The sequence below is a fragment of the Nocardia sp. NPDC005998 genome (assembly GCF_040614395.1).
Classification (GTDB): domain Bacteria; phylum Actinomycetota; class Actinomycetes; order Mycobacteriales; family Mycobacteriaceae; genus Nocardia.
Genome location: NZ_JBEXUI010000024.1, coordinates 24,892 through 44,999, shown reverse-complemented (window position 1 = coordinate 44,999; position 20,108 = coordinate 24,892). Strand labels below are relative to the sequence as shown.

General features: G+C 67.4%; 13 protein-coding genes. 6 read left to right on the top strand and 7 right to left on the bottom strand.

What is annotated here, in order from left to right:
• The 5 genes from ABZ293_RS27400 to ABZ293_RS27380 are packed head-to-tail and all read left to right on the top strand — an operon-like array spanning position 1 to position 9,437.
• Positions 1–972 (top strand): TauD/TfdA family dioxygenase, encoded by a 972-nt coding sequence (locus ABZ293_RS27400; RefSeq protein ID WP_355185216.1) that lies wholly within the window; start codon positions 1–3, stop codon positions 970–972.
• Positions 969–3,881, top strand: a complete 2,913-nt coding sequence (locus tag ABZ293_RS27395) for a condensation domain-containing protein (protein WP_355185214.1) — start codon at positions 969–971, stop codon at positions 3,879–3,881. The genes ABZ293_RS27400 and ABZ293_RS27395 overlap by 4 nt, the downstream gene beginning before the upstream one ends.
• A complete protein-coding gene (locus ABZ293_RS27390; RefSeq protein ID WP_355185212.1) occupies positions 3,869–4,120 on the top strand; it encodes an acyl carrier protein in 252 nt (83 codons plus the stop codon). Before ABZ293_RS27395 ends, ABZ293_RS27390 begins: the two co-directional genes overlap by 13 nt.
• On the top strand, positions 4,117–8,193 hold the full coding sequence (locus ABZ293_RS27385; RefSeq protein ID WP_355185210.1) for a MupA/Atu3671 family FMN-dependent luciferase-like monooxygenase: 4,077 nt from the start codon (positions 4,117–4,119) through the stop codon (positions 8,191–8,193). Before ABZ293_RS27390 ends, ABZ293_RS27385 begins: the two co-directional genes overlap by 4 nt.
• Positions 8,190–9,437 carry an MFS transporter gene (locus tag ABZ293_RS27380; RefSeq protein WP_355185208.1) on the top strand — a complete coding sequence of 416 codons (1,248 nt, stop codon included), beginning with the start codon at positions 8,190–8,192 and terminating at the stop codon, positions 9,435–9,437. Before ABZ293_RS27385 ends, ABZ293_RS27380 begins: the two co-directional genes overlap by 4 nt.
• Here the strand turns inward: ABZ293_RS27380 and ABZ293_RS27375 are convergent.
• From ABZ293_RS27375 to ABZ293_RS27360, 4 genes are all read right to left on the bottom strand, one after another.
• On the bottom strand, positions 9,404–10,192 hold the full coding sequence (locus ABZ293_RS27375) for a class I SAM-dependent methyltransferase (RefSeq protein ID WP_355185207.1): 789 nt from the start codon (positions 10,190–10,192) through the stop codon (positions 9,404–9,406). The two genes, ABZ293_RS27380 and ABZ293_RS27375, sit on opposite strands and share 34 nt — an antisense overlap.
• Entirely contained in the window at positions 10,189–11,565 is a 1,377-nt protein-coding gene (locus tag ABZ293_RS27370) for a DUF6002 family protein (protein ID WP_355185206.1), read from the bottom strand. The genes ABZ293_RS27375 and ABZ293_RS27370 overlap by 4 nt, the downstream gene beginning before the upstream one ends.
• A gap of 131 nt (positions 11,566–11,696) precedes the next feature.
• Positions 11,697–12,485 (bottom strand): pyrroline-5-carboxylate reductase dimerization domain-containing protein, encoded by a 789-nt coding sequence (locus ABZ293_RS27365; protein WP_355185205.1) that lies wholly within the window; start codon positions 12,483–12,485, stop codon positions 11,697–11,699.
• Entirely contained in the window at positions 12,482–15,529 is a 3,048-nt protein-coding gene (locus tag ABZ293_RS27360) for an amino acid adenylation domain-containing protein (protein WP_355185203.1), read from the bottom strand. The genes ABZ293_RS27365 and ABZ293_RS27360 overlap by 4 nt, the downstream gene beginning before the upstream one ends.
• 115 nt (positions 15,530–15,644) lie before the next feature.
• Here ABZ293_RS27360 and ABZ293_RS27355 point away from each other — a divergent pair, with 115 nt between their 5' ends.
• A complete protein-coding gene (locus ABZ293_RS27355; RefSeq protein WP_355185201.1) occupies positions 15,645–17,375 on the top strand; it encodes an amino acid adenylation domain-containing protein in 1,731 nt (576 codons plus the stop codon).
• A gap of 298 nt (positions 17,376–17,673) precedes the next feature.
• Here ABZ293_RS27355 and ABZ293_RS27350 read toward each other — a convergent pair whose 3' ends face one another.
• From ABZ293_RS27350 to ABZ293_RS27340, 3 genes are read right to left on the bottom strand one after another with little or no spacing between them, the layout of a single operon-like run.
• A complete protein-coding gene (locus tag ABZ293_RS27350; RefSeq protein WP_355185199.1) occupies positions 17,674–17,814 on the bottom strand; it encodes a hypothetical protein in 141 nt (46 codons plus the stop codon).
• A gap of 6 nt (positions 17,815–17,820) precedes the next feature.
• Positions 17,821–18,576 (bottom strand): alpha/beta hydrolase, encoded by a 756-nt coding sequence (locus ABZ293_RS27345; protein WP_355185198.1) that lies wholly within the window; start codon positions 18,574–18,576, stop codon positions 17,821–17,823.
• Positions 18,573–20,102, bottom strand: coding sequence for an NAD(P)/FAD-dependent oxidoreductase (locus ABZ293_RS27340; RefSeq protein WP_355185196.1), 1,530 nt, complete (start codon positions 20,100–20,102; stop codon positions 18,573–18,575). The genes ABZ293_RS27345 and ABZ293_RS27340 overlap by 4 nt, the downstream gene beginning before the upstream one ends.
• Between the last annotated feature and the right edge of the window lie 6 nt (positions 20,103–20,108).

Genomic DNA, 20,108 nt, shown 5'->3' with positions numbered 1-20,108 from the left:
ATGGCACCGACGCTGCCCGCCGAACTCCCCCACCTCGGCCCCGTCGCGGGCCTGCTCGAAACCAATGGGATCACCTCCGCGGCGGTCTATCCGCTCCCGGACGACCTCGTCGACATCCCCGCATGGGCACGGCAGCACCGCGCGGAAATCCGGGCAGTACTGGCCCGATTCGGGGTGGTGTTACTGCGCAACATAACCGTCGAACTCGACCTCTTCGGACGAATCGTCGCCGCCGTCGGCGGCGAGCCGCTGTCCTACCGCGACCGGTCCACGCCCCGCTCGCAGGTCGACGAAAACATCTACACCTCCACGGAATACCCTGCAGACCAACGGATTCCACTGCACAACGAGAATTCCTATGCCGATGTCTGGCCCACGTTGCTGTTCTTCTTCTGCGCCTTACCCGCCCAACACGGCGGATCGACGCCGGTCGCCGACAGTCGCGCGGTGTTCGACCGAATCGATGCCGACATCCGCACGCGCTTCGCTGACGGCATTGTCTACACCAGGACCTACCGTGACGATTTGGGGCTGGGTTGGCAGGAGGCGTTCCAGACCGATTCGCGGTCCGAAGTCGAGGACTATTGCGCCCGGCACGGCCAACAATGCGAGTGGGACGGCCGGGTCCTGCGAACCCGCTTCCACCGGCCGAGTTGGCGTACCGAGCCCTCTTCCGGCAGCACGGTGTGGTTCAACCAAGCGCACTTGTTCCATGTGTCGGCGCTGGACGAGGAGATCCGCGAGGCACTGCTACTGAGCTACCCCGAGAGCGATCTCCCCCGTAACGCCTATCACGGCGACGGCAGTCCGGTGGCCGCGGATGATCTCGGGCGCATCGACGAGGTCTACCGGGAATGTGCCCTCACCATCCCGTGGCGGCGCGGCGATCTGATGCTCGTCGACAATATGGTGGCCGCGCATGGCCGCATGCCCTACCGCGGCGCGCGCCGCGTACTGGTGGCCATGACATGAGCGGCAGCAGCACCGAACAGGGCGTGGCCGTCTACGCGGCGTCATTCGGCCAGCGTCGGCTGTGGTACGCAGAGCGCCTGGAGCCGATGAGCCCGATCGCCAACGTGCCCTTGGCAATACGCTTGCGCGGCCCCTTCGATCCCGCGGCATGGCAGCGAGCGGTCGATCTAGTGGTGCAGCGGCACGATACGCTGCGTACCTGTCTCGCTGATCGCGGCGGGGCACCGGAGCAGGTGGTCCTCGACACCTGCCGGGTGCGCGTCGAAATCGAAGAAATCCCCGAGTCGGACGCCTCGGATTTCCTCGACCGCGTCGCGACCACCCCCTTCGATCCGACCGTCGCGCCGCTGCTGCGCATCGCCCTCGCCCGCTTCGCCGACACGGATCACCTGCTGGCGATCACCATGCACCATGCCGTCACCGACGGCTGGTCGTACGGCGTGCTGCTGCGCGAACTTTCCGAAAACTACGCCGCGATTCGCGCGGACGCGATCCCGGATCCGCCGGAATTGGCAGTGCAGTACGGCGATTACGCCGAGTGGCAGCAGGATGCCGTCGCGGTGGGCCGATGGGACGATCAGGCCGACTTCTGGCGCGCCGAGTTCGCGGATGTCCCGCTGGTACTGGATTTGCCGACCGACCGGCCACGGCCAGCGGTGCGATCATCGGCGGGCGAAGCAATTCCGTTCACGGTGTCCGCGCCGACCGCCGCGGGCATTCGGGAGGCGGCGCGCCGACTCGGCGGCACGGTACATATGGCGCTGATGACCGCGTTCCAGGCGCTGCTCGCCGACGTCGCCGGTCAGGACCGGTTCGTAGTCGGCACGGCGGTGTCCGGCCGCAGCCCCGCGGCGGTGGAGAATCTGATCGGGTTCTTCGTCAACACCGTTCCCGTCAAGGCGGATTGTTCGGGCACGCCAACGTTCCCGGAGTTGTTCGGCCGGGTTCGGGAGCAGTTGCTTCGGGCCTACGCCCACCAGGACCTACCGCTGGACCACATCGTGGACGCCGTGCGCCCGCCGCGGGATCCGGCACGCACTCCGCTGTTCCAGGCCATCCTCACTTACGGCCCGCATCCGATCGCCGAACTGCGCCTGCCCGATGTCGAGCTGGAGTACGTCTGCGTCGCCCCCTCCGGCGGCTGCCATTCCGATCTCGATCTCATCGTCTACGACGATGGAAAGCGATTGCAGGGCTACCTGATTCGACCCGTCGCCTTCATCGACCACGAACGTGCTTCCGAATGGCTGGCGGGACTATTGGGACTGCTCGAGGACATCGCTGCCGGGGTGGAGCGCGCACTCTGCACGCACGCCCGTCCAACGCCGACGATCCCCGCCCGAGTAGCCGCTCCCGCCGATTCGGCGGCCGCCGACGGTCCGCGAACCGACCTGCAGCGGTTTGTCGCCGAAATCTGGACGCAACTGCTCGGGCTGGACTACGTCGGCGTGCACGACGACCTGTTCACCTGCGGCGGCGACTCGCTACAGGCCATTCGGCTGCTGAGCCGGATCGAAACCAGGACCGGACGCAGTATCGGGCTGGCCGATTTCCTCCGCACACCGACCGTCGCCGGGCTCGCCTCGCTGCTGACCACGAATCCGGCTGCGGCCGAATCGGATTCAGTGCCATTGGGCCCATCCGGACGCATCCCCGCGCGCGTGTCATACGGTCAGCACCGCCTCTGGTTCATGCAGCGACTCGAGCCCGACAGCACCACCTACACCGTGCCGGTGTCCGCCAGAGTTCGGGGTGCATTGGATCTCGCGGCGCTGCAACGGGCAGTCGAGGTGATCGTGGCAAGGCACGATGTCCTGCGGACGCGCTTCGCCGACACCGGCAGCATCCCCGAACAGATCGTAGAAGCGGACTTCCGGGTATCGATCCAGGTCGAAGATGTAGCCGAGGCTGCCGCAGCGGATTTCGTCGACCGAATCACCGGCACTCCATTCGACCTGACGACGCTCCCATTGCTCCGCATCGCCGTCGCGAGATTCGACACCGCCGATCATCTGCTGGCCATCGCGATGCACCATGCCATTACCGATGGCTGGTCCATCGACCTCCTGTTGCGCGAATTGTCGCTGTGCTACAACGCCTTCCTGGCCGGGACCACGCCCGTGCTGCCGGACATTCCGATTCGCTACGGCGATTACGCGGAATGGCAGCGCGCCATGGTCGAGGCCCGACAGTGGGATGACCAGTCGTCGTTCTGGCGCACCGAACTCGCCGACTGGCCGCTGACCCTGGAGCTGCCGACCGATCGGCCGCGACCGGCCATACGGACCGCACAGGGGCAATCCCTGCATTTCACGGTCCCCGCAGACACCACGGCCGGGATCCGCGCGGCTGCCCGACGGCACGGCGGCACCGTGCACATGGTGCTGATGGCCGCGTTCCAGGCAGTGCTCGCCGAACTCGGCGGACAGGATCGATTCGTCGTCGGCACCGCGGTGTCGGGACGTGGCCCCGCCGCGGTCGACAATGTCGTCGGATTCTTCGTCAACACCATTCCGGTCAAGGCGGACTGCTCGGGCGCACCCGACCGACCGGAGCTTTTCGACCGGGTTCGGCGCAACCTGTTGCGCGCCTATGCGAATCAGGACCTTCCCCTGGAACACATCGTCGACGCCGTGCGCCCGCCCCGCGACCTCGGCCGCACTCCGCTCTTTCAGACCGTCCTGACCTTCGCAACCGACCCGTGCGCCGAATTGCGCCTCGGCGCAACGCAGATACAAGGACGTCCGGTGCTGCAGAACGCCGCCCGCACCGATCTCACGGTGGAAATCCACGACACCACACCGGCTCTGGATGGCGTGGTGGAGTTCAGCACCGACCTGTTCGACTCGGTGACCGTCGCCTCGTTCATCGACCGCCTGCTGCAGGAGCTCGCCCAGTGGAACCGCTGACCGATATGACCCACCCCGGCATCACCACATACGTCACTCGAATGTGGTGCACGATCCTCGATGTCGACGCGGTCGGCCCGGACGACAGCTTCTTCGACCTGGGCGGGACTTCCTTCCAGCTGCTCATGGTGAAGGACCGCCTCGACACCGAGTTGGGCATCACCACCGAGCTGACCAGCTTCTTCCGCCATCCCACGGTGGCGGAGCTGGCCGACTACCTCTACGGGAAGACACAATGACGGTGGACGACGCAATCGCAGTGGTGGGTATGGCGGGCCGCTTCCCCGGCGCCTCCGATGTGGCCGAGTTCTGGCGGAACCTGGTGGCGGGCAAGGAGTCTCTGGTCCGCACGATGAACGGCGCACCAGGTTCACCGGGTTCGGACGCCTACGGCGTGCTGGCCGATATCGACCTGTTCGACGCCGAGTTCTTCAAGTTCGCACCGGCCGAGGCCGAACTCCTCGATCCACAGCACCGGCTGTTCCTCGAATGCGCATGGCATGCCTTGGAACACGCTGGCTGCCCGCCGGACCGCTACGGTGCGCAGACCGGGGTCTTCGCCTCCGCCAGCCCGAGCACATATCTGCTCCGGACCCTGCTCACCCGATTCCAGCATGCGAATCCGACCGAGCAGCATCGCATCCTGCTGGCCACCGACAAGGACTACCTCGCGACCCGTACCTCCTACAAGCTCGACCTACAGGGCCCGAGCATCGGCGTGCAGACGGCATGCTCGTCGTCACTGGTCGCGGTGCACCTCGCGGCCCGCGCACTGGCCGCGGGCGACTGCGGGGTCGCGGTGGTGGGCGGCGCCACGGTATTCCTGCCGCAGGTGACTCTGCAGGAGCATGTGGACGGTGCCATCATCTCCGCCGACGGGCACTGCCGCCCGTTCGACGCCGCCGCCACCGGCGCGGTCGGCGGCAATGGGGTGGCCGCGGTGGTGCTGCGCCGCGTCGCCGACGCCGTCCGCGACGGCAATCCGATTCGTGCGGTGATCCTCGGTTCCGCGGTCGAGAACGACGGGCGGCGCAAGGTCGGCTACGCCGCGCCCGGCTGGGAAGGCCAGGTGCGGACCGTGTCCCGCGCGCTCGAGCGCGCGGGTATCGCGAGTACCGATATCGGATACGTGGAAGCCCACGGCACCGGCACGCCGATCGGCGATCCGCTGGAGGTGTCGGCGCTGGCCGAAGCGTTCGGGCGGCACCGCGACGGTGTGGCGGAACCCGGCGACTGTCTGCTCGGTTCGGTCAAGTCGAATATCGGACATCTGGACGCCGCTGCGGGCGTGACCGGTCTCATCAAGGCGGTGCTCGCACTCGAGCACGGAATCATTCCGGGCACAGTGCATTTCCGAGAGCCGAACCCGAACTTCGAATGGGATCGTTCCCCGTTCGCCGTCAACGCATCGGCGGTGCAGTGGCCGCAATCCCGAGCGGACCGCCGCTGCGGTGTGAGCAGTCTCGGTATCGGCGGCACCAATGCCCATGTCGTGCTGGGGGGTTGGGCCGAAGCCGCGCCCGCGCCCGCCACCCGCTCGTCTCACGTGGTGACGTTCTCAGCGCACTCCGCTGCCGCCCTGGCAGCCCGGACCCGGGACCTGCGCACCTATCTCGAGACCAACCCCGACGCCGATCCGGCCGATATCGCCCGCACCACTCAACTGGGCCGCAGTGCGCTGCCGCACCGTCGTTTCGCGATCGCGAGCAGCGGCTCCGAGCTGATAGCGGCGCTCGCCGACACAGCGGCAGTCGGCACAACCGCGGCGTCGAAGGCAAAGGTGGCGTTCCTCTTTCCCGGCCACGGCGGACAGTACCCCGACGTAGGTGCCCGGCTGTGGCCCGACTTCGCGGTCTTCCGTGATGCGCACCGGGAATGCCTCGAGCTGCTGAACGCCGCCTCCGACCGATCACTCGAGACATTGCTGTCCGAACCAGCTCGCGCGCACGACACTCTGGTCGCCCAACCCGCGCTGTTCGCGGTCGAATACGCGCTCGCCCGCACCTGGTTGCACCTCGGTGTGCAGCCGACGAGCATGATCGGCCACAGCCTCGGCGAATATGTGGCAGCGGTGATCGCGGACGTGCTGACCGTCGAGGACGCGGCGCGGCTGGTGGTGGCCCGTGCGGAGCTGATGCAGCAACTCGAGCCAGGGGCAATGCTCGCGGCCGCGATCAGCGAGGAAGATGCCGCTCGGTTCATTGCCGCCGGGGCGGATCTCGCGGCCGTCAATGCCGCGAAGTCATGTGTGCTTTCGGGCACCGTCGAGGTCGTCGATGCGGTCGCCGAGGACCTGACCGGCGCGGGCATCCCGTTCCGACGCCTGGCAGTGACGCGGGCGTTCCACAGCCGGATGACCGATACCTGCCTCGATGGCCTGCGTGCGCGGTTGGCCCAGGTGACCTTGCACCCGCCGAAGATTCCGTTCGCCTCCAATGTCACCGGCACCTGGATCACCGACGAGCAGGCGACGAGTCCGGACTACTGGGTCGAACAAACGCGCCGCACCGTGCGATTCGCCGAAGGTTTGGCCACCGTATTCGCTTCGGGTCCGAAGGCGGTGGTCGAATTGGGGCCCGGCCGCGCACTGAGCAGACTGGCACAGCGCGATCCAGCGCGGCCGGAAGGCCTGCAGGTGCTCGCGGCTCTGCCCGCGCCCAACGACGCGGAGTCCGAATCCGAGTGCCTGTCAAGGGCGTTGGCGGCGGCATGGACCACGGGCGCTCCGGTCGACTGGTCGGCGCTGTGGGAGTACGACCGGCCGCGGACCGCGGTCGACCTGCCTGCCTACCCGTTCCAGCGCACTCGCCATTGGCCCTCCGACGCACCCCCGGATCCCGGTACCGCACCGGCTGCTGTTGCAGCGCAGCCAGAGATGAGCTCGGAACAGTCCCGCTCGGAATCCGAGGAACTGCTCGCGGCGGTCCGCGCCACCTACACGGACACGATCGGACGTCCGCTCGACGACACCGCCAACTTCTTCGACGCGGGCGGAGATTCGCTGGTGGCAGTGCAGGCGGTGCTTGCGTTGCGCGCCGCGCTGGGCCGGGAGCTGTCGTTGCGCGAATTCGTCGACAATCCAAGCATCGAGCGACTGACAGCCCTGCTGGCCAACCGTGCAACCGCCGTCCCCACATCCCGAACAGCCGAGACGACATCCCTCCCCGGTGCTGCCGACCTGTCGATCCAGACCTGTCCGGCAACACCCACCGTTTCCGTATGCGACAGTGCCGCAGCCGCATCCGGCCCGCGGTCAGGCCCGCAGTTCAGCGTGTTCTTCTTCTCCGCCGATTCCGTCGAAGGTGACCGTTACGGGCTGATTCTCGACTGCGCGCAGCGCGCCGACGAACTCGGCTACACCGCGATCTGGACGCCGGAACGCCACTTCCACCAATTCGGCGACCTGTTTCCCAACCCTTCGGTGCTCGCCGCGGGAATCGCGACCCGTACCAGCAGGATTCACCTGCGTGCGGGCAGTGTCGTTGCGCCGCTGCATCATCCGGCCCGAGTCGCCGAGGAATGGGCGATCGTGGACAATCTCTCGGGCGGCCGGGTCGGACTCGGATTCGCACCGGGATTCGTGCCGCTGGACTTCGTCTTCAGCCAGGCCTCCTATGAGCGCAAGCAGCAGATCATGCTGGACCGCATCGAGAAGGTGCGAAAGCTGTGGCGCGGCGAATCGATCGAGGACGTCAACGGTTTGGGTGAGCGGGTGCGTCTGCGCACCTTCCCCCGGCCGGTCCAGCCCGAACTACCGGTGTGGCTCACCGCGGCCACCAATCCGGTGACCTTCGCCGCGGCTGGGCGGTCGGGCTACAACGTGCTCACCGCGCTGATCAACCTGGACGTGACCGAACTGGAGGAGCGGATCGTCGCCTATCGCACCGGACGCGCCGAGAGCGGCCTCGACCCGGCCGCGGGCACTGTTTCCGTCATGGTGCACGCCTACCTGGGCGCGGGTAGCGACGACGAGGTACGGGCGGTGGTGGAGCGGCCGTTCCGCGAATACCTCTGGGCGAATTCCGAAATCATCAAGTCCGCGGCCAGGGCGGTGCTCGGCGAGCTCGACCTGGATCAGCTCACCGCCGCCGACCGGGAAACCCTGATGGACTTCGCCTTCGCGCGATACTGGGGATCGAGCGCGCTGCTCGGCGGTGCGGATACCTTCCGGTCCCGGGCGCAGCGACTGGCGGATATGGGTGTCGACGAGATCGCCTGTCTGGTGGACTTCGGCCTCGATCGCGGCACCGTCGTCGCCAGCTTGGAACGCATCGCCGAAACGATGGCGCTGCGGGTCGTGCCCCGGGTATGACGACGCGTCCGCACGCGCGCGCATGGCCGGGCCACGTGCGGATCTTTCTCGGTGGTCAGGCGGTGTCGCTGCTGGGCGACGGGCTCGCACTCTTGGTGGTGCCGCTATTGGCCCTCGAACTGAGCAGCAGCCCAGTGGTTTCCGGAATATCGGCGGCCACGGTCACCATCGGCTACCTCTGTGTCGGCGTGCCCGCCGGGGTCGTCGTCGACCGGTTCGGCCCGTGGCGGGTGCTCATCGCCATGGACGCGCTGCGAGCCGGCCTGTTCGCCGCGCTGTACGTGCTGGCGGTAACCGATCTCCTGACGGTGCCGCTACTGCTCGGGCTGGGTCTGCTGGCTGGTGCGAGCCATGTGTTCTTCGAGACCGCGGTCACCGTGACGGTGACGGAGCTGTGCGCCGATCGCGATCTGCTCCGGGCCAACTCGGTGCTCGAAGTGAGCAGTCAGCTCGCCCTGGTACTGGGGCCGGTCACCGTCGGCGCGCTGGCCGCCACCGTCGGTCTGGATACCGCATTGCTCGTCGACGCCGTTACCTTCCTGGTGTCGCTGGCGAGCCTGCTCGCTGTGTGGTCGCACCGGTCTGCGGCGCCGCCGGTGGTTTCCCCGCTGCGCATCAGTGACATCTGGCGGGAATTCCGGGACGGGTTGCGGTATCTGCTGTCGATCCGAATTCTCGTGATGTTGACCGTCCTGCAGATGGTGGTGAATTTCGGTCTGGCCGTGGAGAAGATGCTGTTCTTCTATGCCAAGGACACCCTCGGACTGGCCACCTCGCTGGTGAGTGTGGTGGTGGCCGCCGGTGGCGTTGGCGGGCTTGTCGGCGCGCTGACAGCACCATGGCTCGGATATCGGCTCGGACATCTGCGAGTGTTCGCCGGTGGCGTGGTATTCGCCGGAATCGCCACGGCCACAATGAGTCTGGCGCACACATGGGCTGTGCTGGCGGCGGCGAACGCAATCTACCTCTGGGCATTGGTCACCGCGAGCCTGGTGAATCGCACCCAGCGGCAACTGATGGTGCGTGGCGATATGCTCGGGCGGGTAACCAGCACCGTGAAACTGCTGTTCCTGGCGGTGGATCCGATAGGTGTATTCGTCGCGGGGAGTCTCACGCTCGCGCTCGACGGCGATCCTCGGTTCGTATTCCTCGGCGCGGGAACGCTTGTGACGGGTGCGGCGATCGTGGCGTGGTATGCCGGACTGCGGGGCTATCGCCGCGCGGCGATGAGCAATCTGCGGTAGTCGCGCAATGTCGGCGTCATGGTCCGTGCCTCCGAAACCAACACCCGTGCGGCCTCGACCCCCAACTCCGCGACCAGATCCGGCTCGGCGCCGATGATCCGGTCGTATACCGCGGTCTGCCGCTCATACCAGCCCGCGGGTTCCCGACAGCTGAGTACCTCCCATCCCGCCGCCGCCAACAACGTCGCATACGACAGATAGCTCGGCTCCCATGTCGACAACACCCAGCGCGCGCCCGGCTCGAGTAGCCGCGCCACTTCCCGCATGGCCGCGGCCTTGTCGAGCACCATCCACAGCGAATCAATGCTCACCGCGCCCTGGAACGAGCCCGCAGGCAGCCCGGTATCAAGGAAATCCCCCACGACGAAGGTCGTCGACCCACCGGGATACAGTGTCGGAGCGCGCTTTTGCGCCGCGGCGACGGCTTCCGGGAGCAGATCCACCCCGACCAGATCGACCTCGGCGTGCCGGGCGATCCACAGGCCCGGCCCGCCGCGTCCACACCCCACGTCGACAATGCGATCGCCCGGACCGACATCCAGCCAGCGCCGCAACGACCCCAGTTCTCCGGCGGAGCTGAAGCCCAGCGGTTCCAGCCCGTCCGGGAGGTCCGCGCCATAGCACTCCTGCCAGATCGCGGTGAGTGTCGGGCTCCAGTCCCCCGCGGCGTACACCGGCCGGTACCGGGCCTCATCCGCCAATGGCGCCGCCTCGGCCGCACGGTCCGGCTGCGATCCCGCGAAATCCCTTGTCACAGTGCGGCCTTGGTCAACGGAGCCTCGAGATCGGCGGCCGTACGGACGCGGGTGGTGCAGGTCTCGGACAGCGGCACATAGTCGTCGGTCGAGTAGCTGCCCGAGCCGTGCACGACCACCTCCATACCCGCGGGCACCAAACCGCGTTCGATGGCATTCATTACGCCGGTCAGCGCCATGACCAGCGACCACTCCCGCAGCGCTGCGGTGTCGGCGGGCAGCGCGATGTCCACCGCGGCCAAGCGTGCCCGCAGCTCGTCGTACCGGGCCAGGCATTCCCGCCGCGACACCACAATGCCGTCGCCACCGTGCCGTTCGATGATTGCGTTCATGGTCGGCGATGTGGCCGGTTGGCGCGTGTAGAAGGTGCTGTCCAAATCCTCGGTGGGACTATCGGTGACCGCCGGGAAGTGCGGATCATCCTGCTGTGCAAACACTTTCGCCGATTCGTCACGAACGTAGCGCGGCGGGATCTCGCCACCCGACCTCGCTCGCAGCAGGCTCGTCACCATATCGGAGGTGCGCAAATGTTGGACGAGCAGGAATTGCGGATGGTCCGGATCCGACTCGGGATGGCGCACCCGCCTGCCGAGGTGGTATCCGAGCAGCCCGAACGCACTCGATACGGCATGGGCGTGCAATCGCCCCTGCGGCGCCGGACTCGACACGTCCGCTTCGAAGAAGGCCCGCGCGGTATCGGCGATGATGTAATTGGCCAAATCCATTGTGTACCAAAGCCGGACTCCTCGATCCCGCTCGAAGGAGTCCGCGGCCGCGCGCACGAACTCGGCGGCCAACGCCTTGACCCCGTCCGACCGCTCACCGTCGTAGAGCAGAATCGGGTTGCGCCGCAACAACTCCGAGTCCTCGGACAACTCGGAAGCCCACAGCTTGGGCAGCGACTCCGCGGGCGCGACCACGGCAATGCTCAACTGCTCTGCCGACACCAGACCGAGTCGGATCGCCCGCAGCACGGCATCGCGCAATGCGGTGCCCTTGTTCGCCGATGTCGGTGTCACGATCATTACCCGCTCGCCGGTTCGCTGGATATGCGCCACCGCCCTGGCCACGATGAGCACCGAGGCGAACGTTTTCGTGGTCCGGGTGGACGCGGTGCAGCGCAAGTCCAGCAGCCGCAGCTCCCGGCCCGCGTACGAACCCAGCCCGACCATCCGCATCCGCGCGGTCCCCAGCAACTGCGCCAGCGGCTCGGTCAGTTCGGGAAGCTCCGGATCCATGGCCAAACCCGGCGTCTGCGGAGTTCCGTTCTCGGACCGGTAGAGCCGGGCCGCGGTGCGCAGGTCCGCGTAATAGCGGACCAGCACACTGTCGCCGTCGATATCCACCGGAAGTGCGGTCTGTGCGATCACCATCGGTTCTCCAATGCGGGCGACAACGCTGTAATGCAGTCTCCCGGAAAGGATATCGACGCAAATCGCTTGCTTCGCTGTGTGAGTTCCCGGCAGTGGAAAACTCAAAAGGCATTGCGCCGCAATCCAGTTGGTCAGCGCGCCGGCAATGCTGCCCGAGCAGCGGCTAGCACCGCGTCCGGTAGTCCCTGAGCTTGTGCCGCCGTCAGCGCCCGCTCGGTCGGACCGCCGGGCGAGGCCACCGCGCGACGCAGCGCGAGCGTGTCGTGCTCGAAGTCGGCCAAGAGAGCGGCCGTGCCGCGCAGCGTCTCGGTCGCCAGCGAAATCGCCAGATTTGCCGGGAGTCCGGCGTGGATGGCCGCATCCGCTTGGGCCTGCGCGAACATCGCGACCAGTGCGGGACCGACACCGGCCAATGGAATCAAAGCGTCCACTTGATGTTCTGGGATTCGGACAACCGCGCCCACGCGGCCGAACAATTCCGCTACGGCGGACTCCACCTCCGCGTCCACGCACTGGCCGGTCGGCAGCGATACGATCCCCGCGCGGACCCGGACCGGGAGATTGACCGTTACTCGCACCGCCGGTGACCGGCGGTACACCGCGTTCAGCTGTGCGGATGTCACGCCGGATAGCACCGAGACCACCACGGCCCGCGTCCCGTCGAGTTCCCGGCCCACCGCGGCCAGCTGCCCCGGCTTGTGGCACAACACGATCACGTCCGCGCGGGCGGCGAGTTCGGCATTGGTCGCCACGGCGACACCGCCGGTGTCCGCGGCCAGCTCAGCCGCGCGTCCCGAGCCGTTGTCGGTGCACAGGATCGGAGTTGCCCATCCGGTTGCCAAGGCACGTGCCATATTTCCCGCACCGACTAAGCCGATCGTCGCGAAGTTCGGCGCATCGTTCTTCTGGTTGTCGGTCATCGCACGCTCCTGTCCACGACGAGTTCGGTCAGCAGCTCTCGCACGCGTGCCGCGATGCGATCGGCCGCTTCCGAATCGTGGCCGCGCACATGCACCCAGCCGGTTAGACCACCCGCCTGTTCGGTCACCTCCAGCAGCCGCACGGTGTGAGCGCCGAGGATCGGCAGTTCGACCGGGGTCGCCTCGACGCCGTCGAGTAGCAGCGGTTCGGCGGCAGCCGGATGCACGACGACGCAATTGGTCAGCATCGACGAGGACAGACCCAGCTCTCCGCACAGAAACTCGACCGGGATCTCCACGAACGCGGCGGCGTCGCCGAGTCGGTCGGTGTCCATCCGCAGCAGCTGCCGCAGCGAATGCCCGGCGCCGATATCGACCACCGCGGGCTCGGATCGGGCGAAGGGGCCTATCACCGGCTCCCACTCCGGCCCTGGGCGGCGTAATACCTTGGTACACACCGCAATCCGGTCTCGATCGGGTTCATCGGCCGCGAGCGCGGTCGCGAAAGCGGTGCGCAATACGCCGGGCAGGTCCATACCCAGCGACCGTGCCTCGGCCCGCAGCGGGCGAACCACGGCCCCCGGCAGCGACAGCCGTGCCGACGACACCGCGCCTGCCGCATCCGCGGGCGGAACGATCTCACCCAGCCGGGACTGCCAGTACCGCAATGCTTTTCCCGCATCTGCTATCGGGTCCTGCGCACGGGCGAACTCCGGATAGTCGGCCGTGGGCTCCGCGCGGCCCGCTGCGCTTCGCGCATCCGAGTACAGCTCGCCGAGCTCACGTACCAGGATGTCCAGCGAAGGCTCATCGGCGACGAGATGGTGACAGCGCACCAGCAATGTGCACCCCGCTCGGGTCGGGTGTTCGTACAGGGTCACATCGATGACCTGCCCGCGCGTAACGTCCATAGCGGTCGCACACGCCAGCGCGAGTTCCGCGGCCATCTCGTCGGCGGGTGCAGTCTCGGTCTTGACCGCAACGCTCACCCGGTGCCGCACGGTCTGGCCCGGCGGCTGTCCCGGCGCCGCATCGAACGCGCAGCGCAGCACCGCATGTCTGCGCAGCAACGCAGCCACCGCACCGGCGAGCCGATCCCGGTCCGGCCGAACGTTCAGCCGGAATGCGCGCGCCACCACCGGTGGTTGCGCTTGCCACGACGCCAGATTCCACAGCCCCCGTTGCACAGCGGACAGCGGATACCGGGTTCCGGTCCGGCGTACCAGCTCATCCGTTGGCCGCGCGGCGGCCGCCCGTCCCGGCAGGTTCGCGGCGAGCAGAGCGATAGTGGGGTTGCCCAGGATGCGCTCGGTAGTGAAGTCACGGCCCAGCTCGGCAGCCAGGCGGTTCGCAATACGCGCCGCCAGCAGCGAATGGCCGCCGAGATCGAAGAAGTTGTCGTCGCGACCGATCTCCCGCACATTCAGCACGTCCGACCAGACCTCGGCAATCGCGCGCTGCACCGTGGTGCTCGGGGCGAAATCCGGTGCCGCACCGTCCTCGGCGTCGGCCCGGCGCCCGCCGAACACGGGCTCCGGCAGGGCGGATCGGTCCACCTTGCCCGTAGCCCCCAAGGGCAGCCGGTCCAGGAACACGTACGCCGCCGGAATCATGTGGGCCGGGAGCAGCGCCGCCAAGTGCGTCCGCAACCCGGCGCTGTCGAGCGGCGCACCTGCCGTGCTCTCCGCCCGGACGACGTAGCCGACCAGGACGATCCCGTGCGTCGGGCGGCGATGACCGATGACGACCGCGGCGCGGACGGCCGGGTGACGGGTCAGCGCCAACTCGACTTCCGCTGGCTCGACACGGTGGCCGCGCAAGTTGATCTGCCGATCGCGCCGACCGAGGTACTCCAGCGTCCCGTCCACGAGCAGACGTCCCAGATCCCCGGTGCGATACAGCCTCGCCCCACCCGCACTGGATGCCGACACGAACGGATCGGCGATGAACCGCGCGGCGGTGTGGCCGACCGCTCCCAGGTATCCCCTGCTCACTCCTGTTCCCCCGAGGTAGATTTCGCCCACTTCGCCGCGGTCGACCGGCTGCAGCGCGCTGTCGAGCAGGTGCACCGCGACGCCCGGCAGCGGCTTGCCGATCACGTCGGCGGCGACCGCCGCTGAGGTGATCGTGTGCTGGGTGGCGATGAGGGTGGTCTCGGTGAGCCCGAAATGATTGACTATGCGCCCGAATCGGACCAGGGCCGCCGCGTGCGCACGCAGCGGCACGAAGCTCTCACCGCTGACCAATGTGGTCTCCAGCCGAGGCGGTTCGGCAGCGAACATCGGCGAGGTGATCAGGCCGGTGAGCAAAGCCGGTGTGGCACTCAACAAGTGGGTAACCCCGTGCGCTCGCACCGCGGCCAGGAGCTGATCCGGGTTGCGACGCACCGACTTCGAGGTGACCACCACCTTGGCCCCCACGGCGAGCGGCATCAGCGCATCCCGCAGCCACGGATCGAAGGTGAAGGCCGCCACCTGCAGTACCACATGGTGTTGCCCGAGCGAGACGTACGACGCCAGCGCGGTGTGGTAGGCGGCAAGGCTGTGATGTTCTACGGCAACACCTTTCGGCCTACCTGTGGAGCCGGAGGTGAACATCACGTATGCGAGGTTCCGAGAATGGGGTGGGCCATGGAACGGCGCGTCACCCGGGAAAGATGGTTCCGATGCGTCGACGATCATCACGTCAACCCCATCCAGGTCGGACAGTCGCGCCTGCTGCTCGGGCTCGGTAAGTATCAGGCGCACACCGGATCCGGCCATCCACCGCCGCAACGTATCGTCGGGAAAGTCCGCGTCCAGCGGCAGATACGCGCCCCCGACGGCCCACACCGCCAGCACCGCAACGATCGCCACCGCGGGCTCCCGGACACAGATGGCCGTCACGGCCTCGGGTTCGACTCCATTGCGCCGCAACCGATCTGCCATGGCATCGACCCGATGGCCGAGCTCTCGATACGTCAGCGCGCGCCCGTCGTCGACAAGAGCGACGGCGTCGGCGAAGTTCTCGATCCCGCGCCGGATCCGATGGTACAGACTGTCCATCCTCCGAGCGTCGCATGTTCGCGCCGGCGCTATTCCCTTAGTTGGCAAGATTCGTGAAATAGCTGGCGTAATAACATCATTGGACTCGACTCACCGCGGAGGGCAGGCGGATCATATGCACCCTGACGGCAGGTACGGCGATAGTTCCAACACCGTGGTGCACCACAGGGTGCTCGAATGGTCCACTCGCACACCGGATTCGGTGGCGCTGGAGTTCGGCGACCGACGCTTCGGCTACGCCGAACTCGTCACCATCGCATGCCGTATGGCGGCAGGTCTGCGCCGTCAGGGTGTCGGCCCCGACGTCCCTGTCGGCGTTCACCTTCCGCGTAGCGAAAGGCTGGTCACGGCGCACTTGGCCGTCCTGGCCGCAGGCGGCGCCTACCTGACCCTGGATCCCGCACAACCCGATAAGGCGCTCGCCGAACAGATCGCGATCGCTGGGGTGCCCGTCGTGATCACCGACGGCGCCAGCCGCGACCGGCTGCCCGGCACCGTCCGCACGCTGCTGTACGACGACCTTGTCGACCATCCCACCGAGCCGCTCCCCGACTCCGTCGGACCGGATCACTTCGCGTGCATCATGTTCACCTCCGGCTCCACCGGAAAACCCAAGGCGGTGGCCATTCCGCACCGTGCGGTGGTCAATGTCGTCACCACCCAGAACTACATGAAGGTAGGGCCGGAACAGTGCTACCTGCTGCACACCGCGCCCACCTTCGATCCATCGATCTTCGAGACCTGGGGTGCCTTGATCAACGGCGGCAGGCTCGCGATCGCGCCGCCGGGACCGCCTTCGGTGGGCGAATTCGCCCGCCTGGTCAGCGATCACGGCGCGACGGCGACCTTCCTCACGCCCACCATGTTCCGGCTGATCCTGGAGGAACAACCGAATGCGTTGCGTCCCCTACGCGATCTGCTGCTCGGCGGCGAGGCCATCTTCCCCGCCCACCTCGAGCTGAGCGCGCGACACCTTCCCGACACCTCGATAATCGTGGGCTACGGTCCCACCGAATCGACCGTCCTCGTCACCGCGCATGTCCAGACAAGTGCCGATCCGCTGCCTTCGGTCGTCGTCATCGGTCATGACATCACCGGCGTGCGCACCTATATCCTCGACGAGGATCTGAACCCGGTCCCCGACGGCGAACCGGGCGAATTGTGTATCACCGGAGCAGGATTGGCCTGTGGATACCTCGGCGCACCCGACCTCACCGCGGAGCGGTTCACGCCGGACCCGCACGCATCTCGCCCCGGCGACCGGCTGTACCGAACCGGGGACCGGGTGCGGGCGATCGGTTACGGCGGGATGGAATTCCTGGGTCGTATCGACAACCAACTCAAAATCCGCGGCCGCCGAATCGAACCGGCCGAAGTCGAGCAGGCGCTGGTACACCACCCGGACATCCTCGCCGCCTACGTAACCGCCGAACACAACGACCGCCGCGGCAAGTACCTCGCCGCGTATGTGACGCTGCGCACCGGGTCCACCGCCGAGGAGTCGGACCTCCGCGGCCACATGGCATCCACTGTCGTAGACCACCTTCGGCCCGACATCTATGTCCTGCGCACCGAAGCGTCCGTCACCGCCAACGGCAAACTCGACAGACGTCGCCTCATCGACGCCACGGCGGCGCCCACGGCACCGACCGCCGGTCCGCCCCTGCGCACAGTCGTGGTCAATGACGATGACCAATACGCGATCTGGCCCGCGCACCGACCCGCGCCCACCGGCTGGACAACGGTCGGCCAGCCCGGCACCCTCGACGAGTGCAAGGCCCTCGTCCGCCGACTCTGGTCCGACATCCGCCCCTCCCGCCGACGACCCGCCGTTGAGACCTCGTAGGCGCGGCATGCGCCCCCGCATGCCTACCGGATGTTATTCGGTACGCCATTCCGGTCGGCTGGAGCCGCGGGGCCGGATGTAGATCCTGCTCCCGCGACGCCGGTGCATGGCGACCGCGGCGGCCATGATGGAGATGCCGATACACGCCCCAGCCGGTGGCGCACGGGCACGATCGGGTCCTGACCGGCGAAACCGACACTGCCTCCGGCGTTTTTCGGTCGAGAGTCCGAGGTTGGCCAACAGGTCGTTCACTGCCGCGACATGGTCCAGGCCCGCAACCCTCGGGGCGGTTGTCTGCTCAGTCATGGGCATCTACTTCGGGAGTGGACAGTCGATTCACCAGCGTTTCGACGATTTCCCAACGCGTAGTGGCCAATTCGGCATGCCCTGCGACGTGCCAGCGCAGGGTGTGCAGGTTCCCCACTTCGACGACGGTCACCTGCGCCTAGTACGCGGGTGCCGTGGACCGCAGCGATCGGGTGATCAGATCCGCGACTGCGTCCGGGGCTTCCCACGGCGGGGTGTGCCCGACGCCGGGAAGGATCGTCGGGTGCGTGTCGTGCAGCAGCGCGAACTCGGCCGCGGGCGCGGCGACACGGGCGTCGAGCTCACCGAAGACCAACTCGATGCGCATCGGCAGGTTCTGCAGACGATCGGCGAGGGTGCGGGTGCCCAGATAGGTGTCGATGGCGTGCGTGCTGCGGATGAGGTTGCGGCGCCCGCGGGAGCGCAGATCGGCGACGAACCGGTCGGGCACCGCGGTGTCGGGAGCGAACGACGTGGCCTGTGCGGCGCGTTGCCGCTCATCCGAGGCCAGCGCCCACATCAGATGGCCGATGACCGGCAGCGCCAAGGCACGCTCGAGCGGTCGACGCGCGCTCAACCGGCTGGCTGGTGACCACGGCGGGCACAGCAGAATCAGTTCCGACACGAGATCGGGGTGGCGTTCGGCCAGCGCGGTGGCGACCAGGCCGCCACGGGAGTGTCCGACGATGAGCGTCGGCGAGTCGATCAACGCTGCGGCATCGTCCGCATCGAACTCGATCGATTCGGTCGATTCCAACTGCACCGCAACGATATTCATGCTCGCTTCGAGCAAGGGCACGACCCGGTCCCAGACTCGGTAGGAGCCGCCGAGGCCGTGGATCAGCATGATCGATGGCGCGGCGGGATTTCCCGCGATCATCGCCCCGGCGCTCATGCGGTGACCGCCACGGGTGCGCGCCGGTGCAGCAGATGCTCGGTGGGATCGAAATGCATTGTGCGGCGGCGGAAGTCGATTGTGGAGCCCGGCCAGATGTTGGTGTTGCGCCCGTCTTCGTTGAGGTACCAGCTGGTGCAGCCGCCCGCGGTCCACACGGTGCCCGCACCGAGACGCTCGACCTCCTCGGTGAATGCATGCTGCGCGGCGGCGGTGGGTTCGACAGCGGCCAGGTCGTGGTCGCGGGCGTAGCTGACCGCGTCGGCGATGTAATTGGCCTGGGATTCGAACATGTGGATCACCGAGTTGTGCCCCAATCCGATGTTGGGGCCGTGGATGAGATAGATATTGGGGAATCCGGCCACCGACGTGCCCAGGTACGCGGTCGGGCTGGTGCCCCACACCTCGGCCATGGTGCGGCCGTCGGGGCCGTAGGTGCGGTCGGTCAGCGGCAGGCGCGAGGTTCGGAAGCCGGTGCCGAAGATGATGGCGTCCACCCGGTGCTCGGTACCGGTGTTGTCGATGAGCCCCCGCTTGGTGATCGAGCGGACGCCGTCGGTCACCAGCGATACGTTGGGTTCGTCCAGTGAGCGCAGATAGTCGTCGGAGATCAGGATCCGCTTACAACCGAAGCGGAAGTCCGGCAACAGTTTTGCCCGCAGCTCGGGGTCACGGACCTGTGCCTCGAGGTGGCGGCGGGCGCCGCGTTCGGGCAGTTTCATCAGCGCCGGATTGCGGAAGCCGACCACCTGCCACTCGCGCCGCAGATACAGGCTCAACCGTTCCAGCTGCTGTACAACGGGCACCGTGCGGTACAGCAGGCGGCTGAACCCGCTGATCTGGTGGTCGTGGCGGGGTACCACCCACGCCGGGGTGCGCTGGAAGACGGTCAGGTGCGCGACGTCGGGCTGGATCGCCGGAACGAACTGCACCGCCGAAGGTCCGGTGCCGATCACCGCGACCCGTTTGCCGGTCAGGTCGTAGTCGTGATTCCAGCGCGCGGAGTGGAAGCTGACACCGGCGAAACGGTCCAGACCCGGAATCGCGGGGATGACCGGATCGGCGAGCGCGCCGGTGGCCAGGACCACATGGGTGGCGGTGCGCGGTCCGCGGGCGGTGTCGAGCTGCCACCGCTGCGCGACCGGATCCCACGTCAACCGATCCACCGTGCAGTCGAGCACCACATGCGCACGCAGCCCCTGGGCGTCGGTGACGTTTTTGAGGTACGCGAACAGCTCGGGTTGCTTGGCGTAGGTGTTGTGCCAGTTCGGGTTCGGTGCGAAGGAGAACGAGTAGAGGTTGCTCTGGATATCCACCGCGGCACCGGGATAGTCGTTGTCACGCCATACCCCGCCGACTTCGTCGGCACGCTCGAGCATGACGAAGTCGGCGCATCCGGCGCGACGCAGCCGCACCGCGGTCGCGATGCCACCGAAGCCGGTGCCGATGATCGCGACATGGTTGTGGGGAGTGCTGGTGTCGGTGGATAGATCGCTGGCGTCGGGCACGACCGTGCTGCGGGACATGGCTCC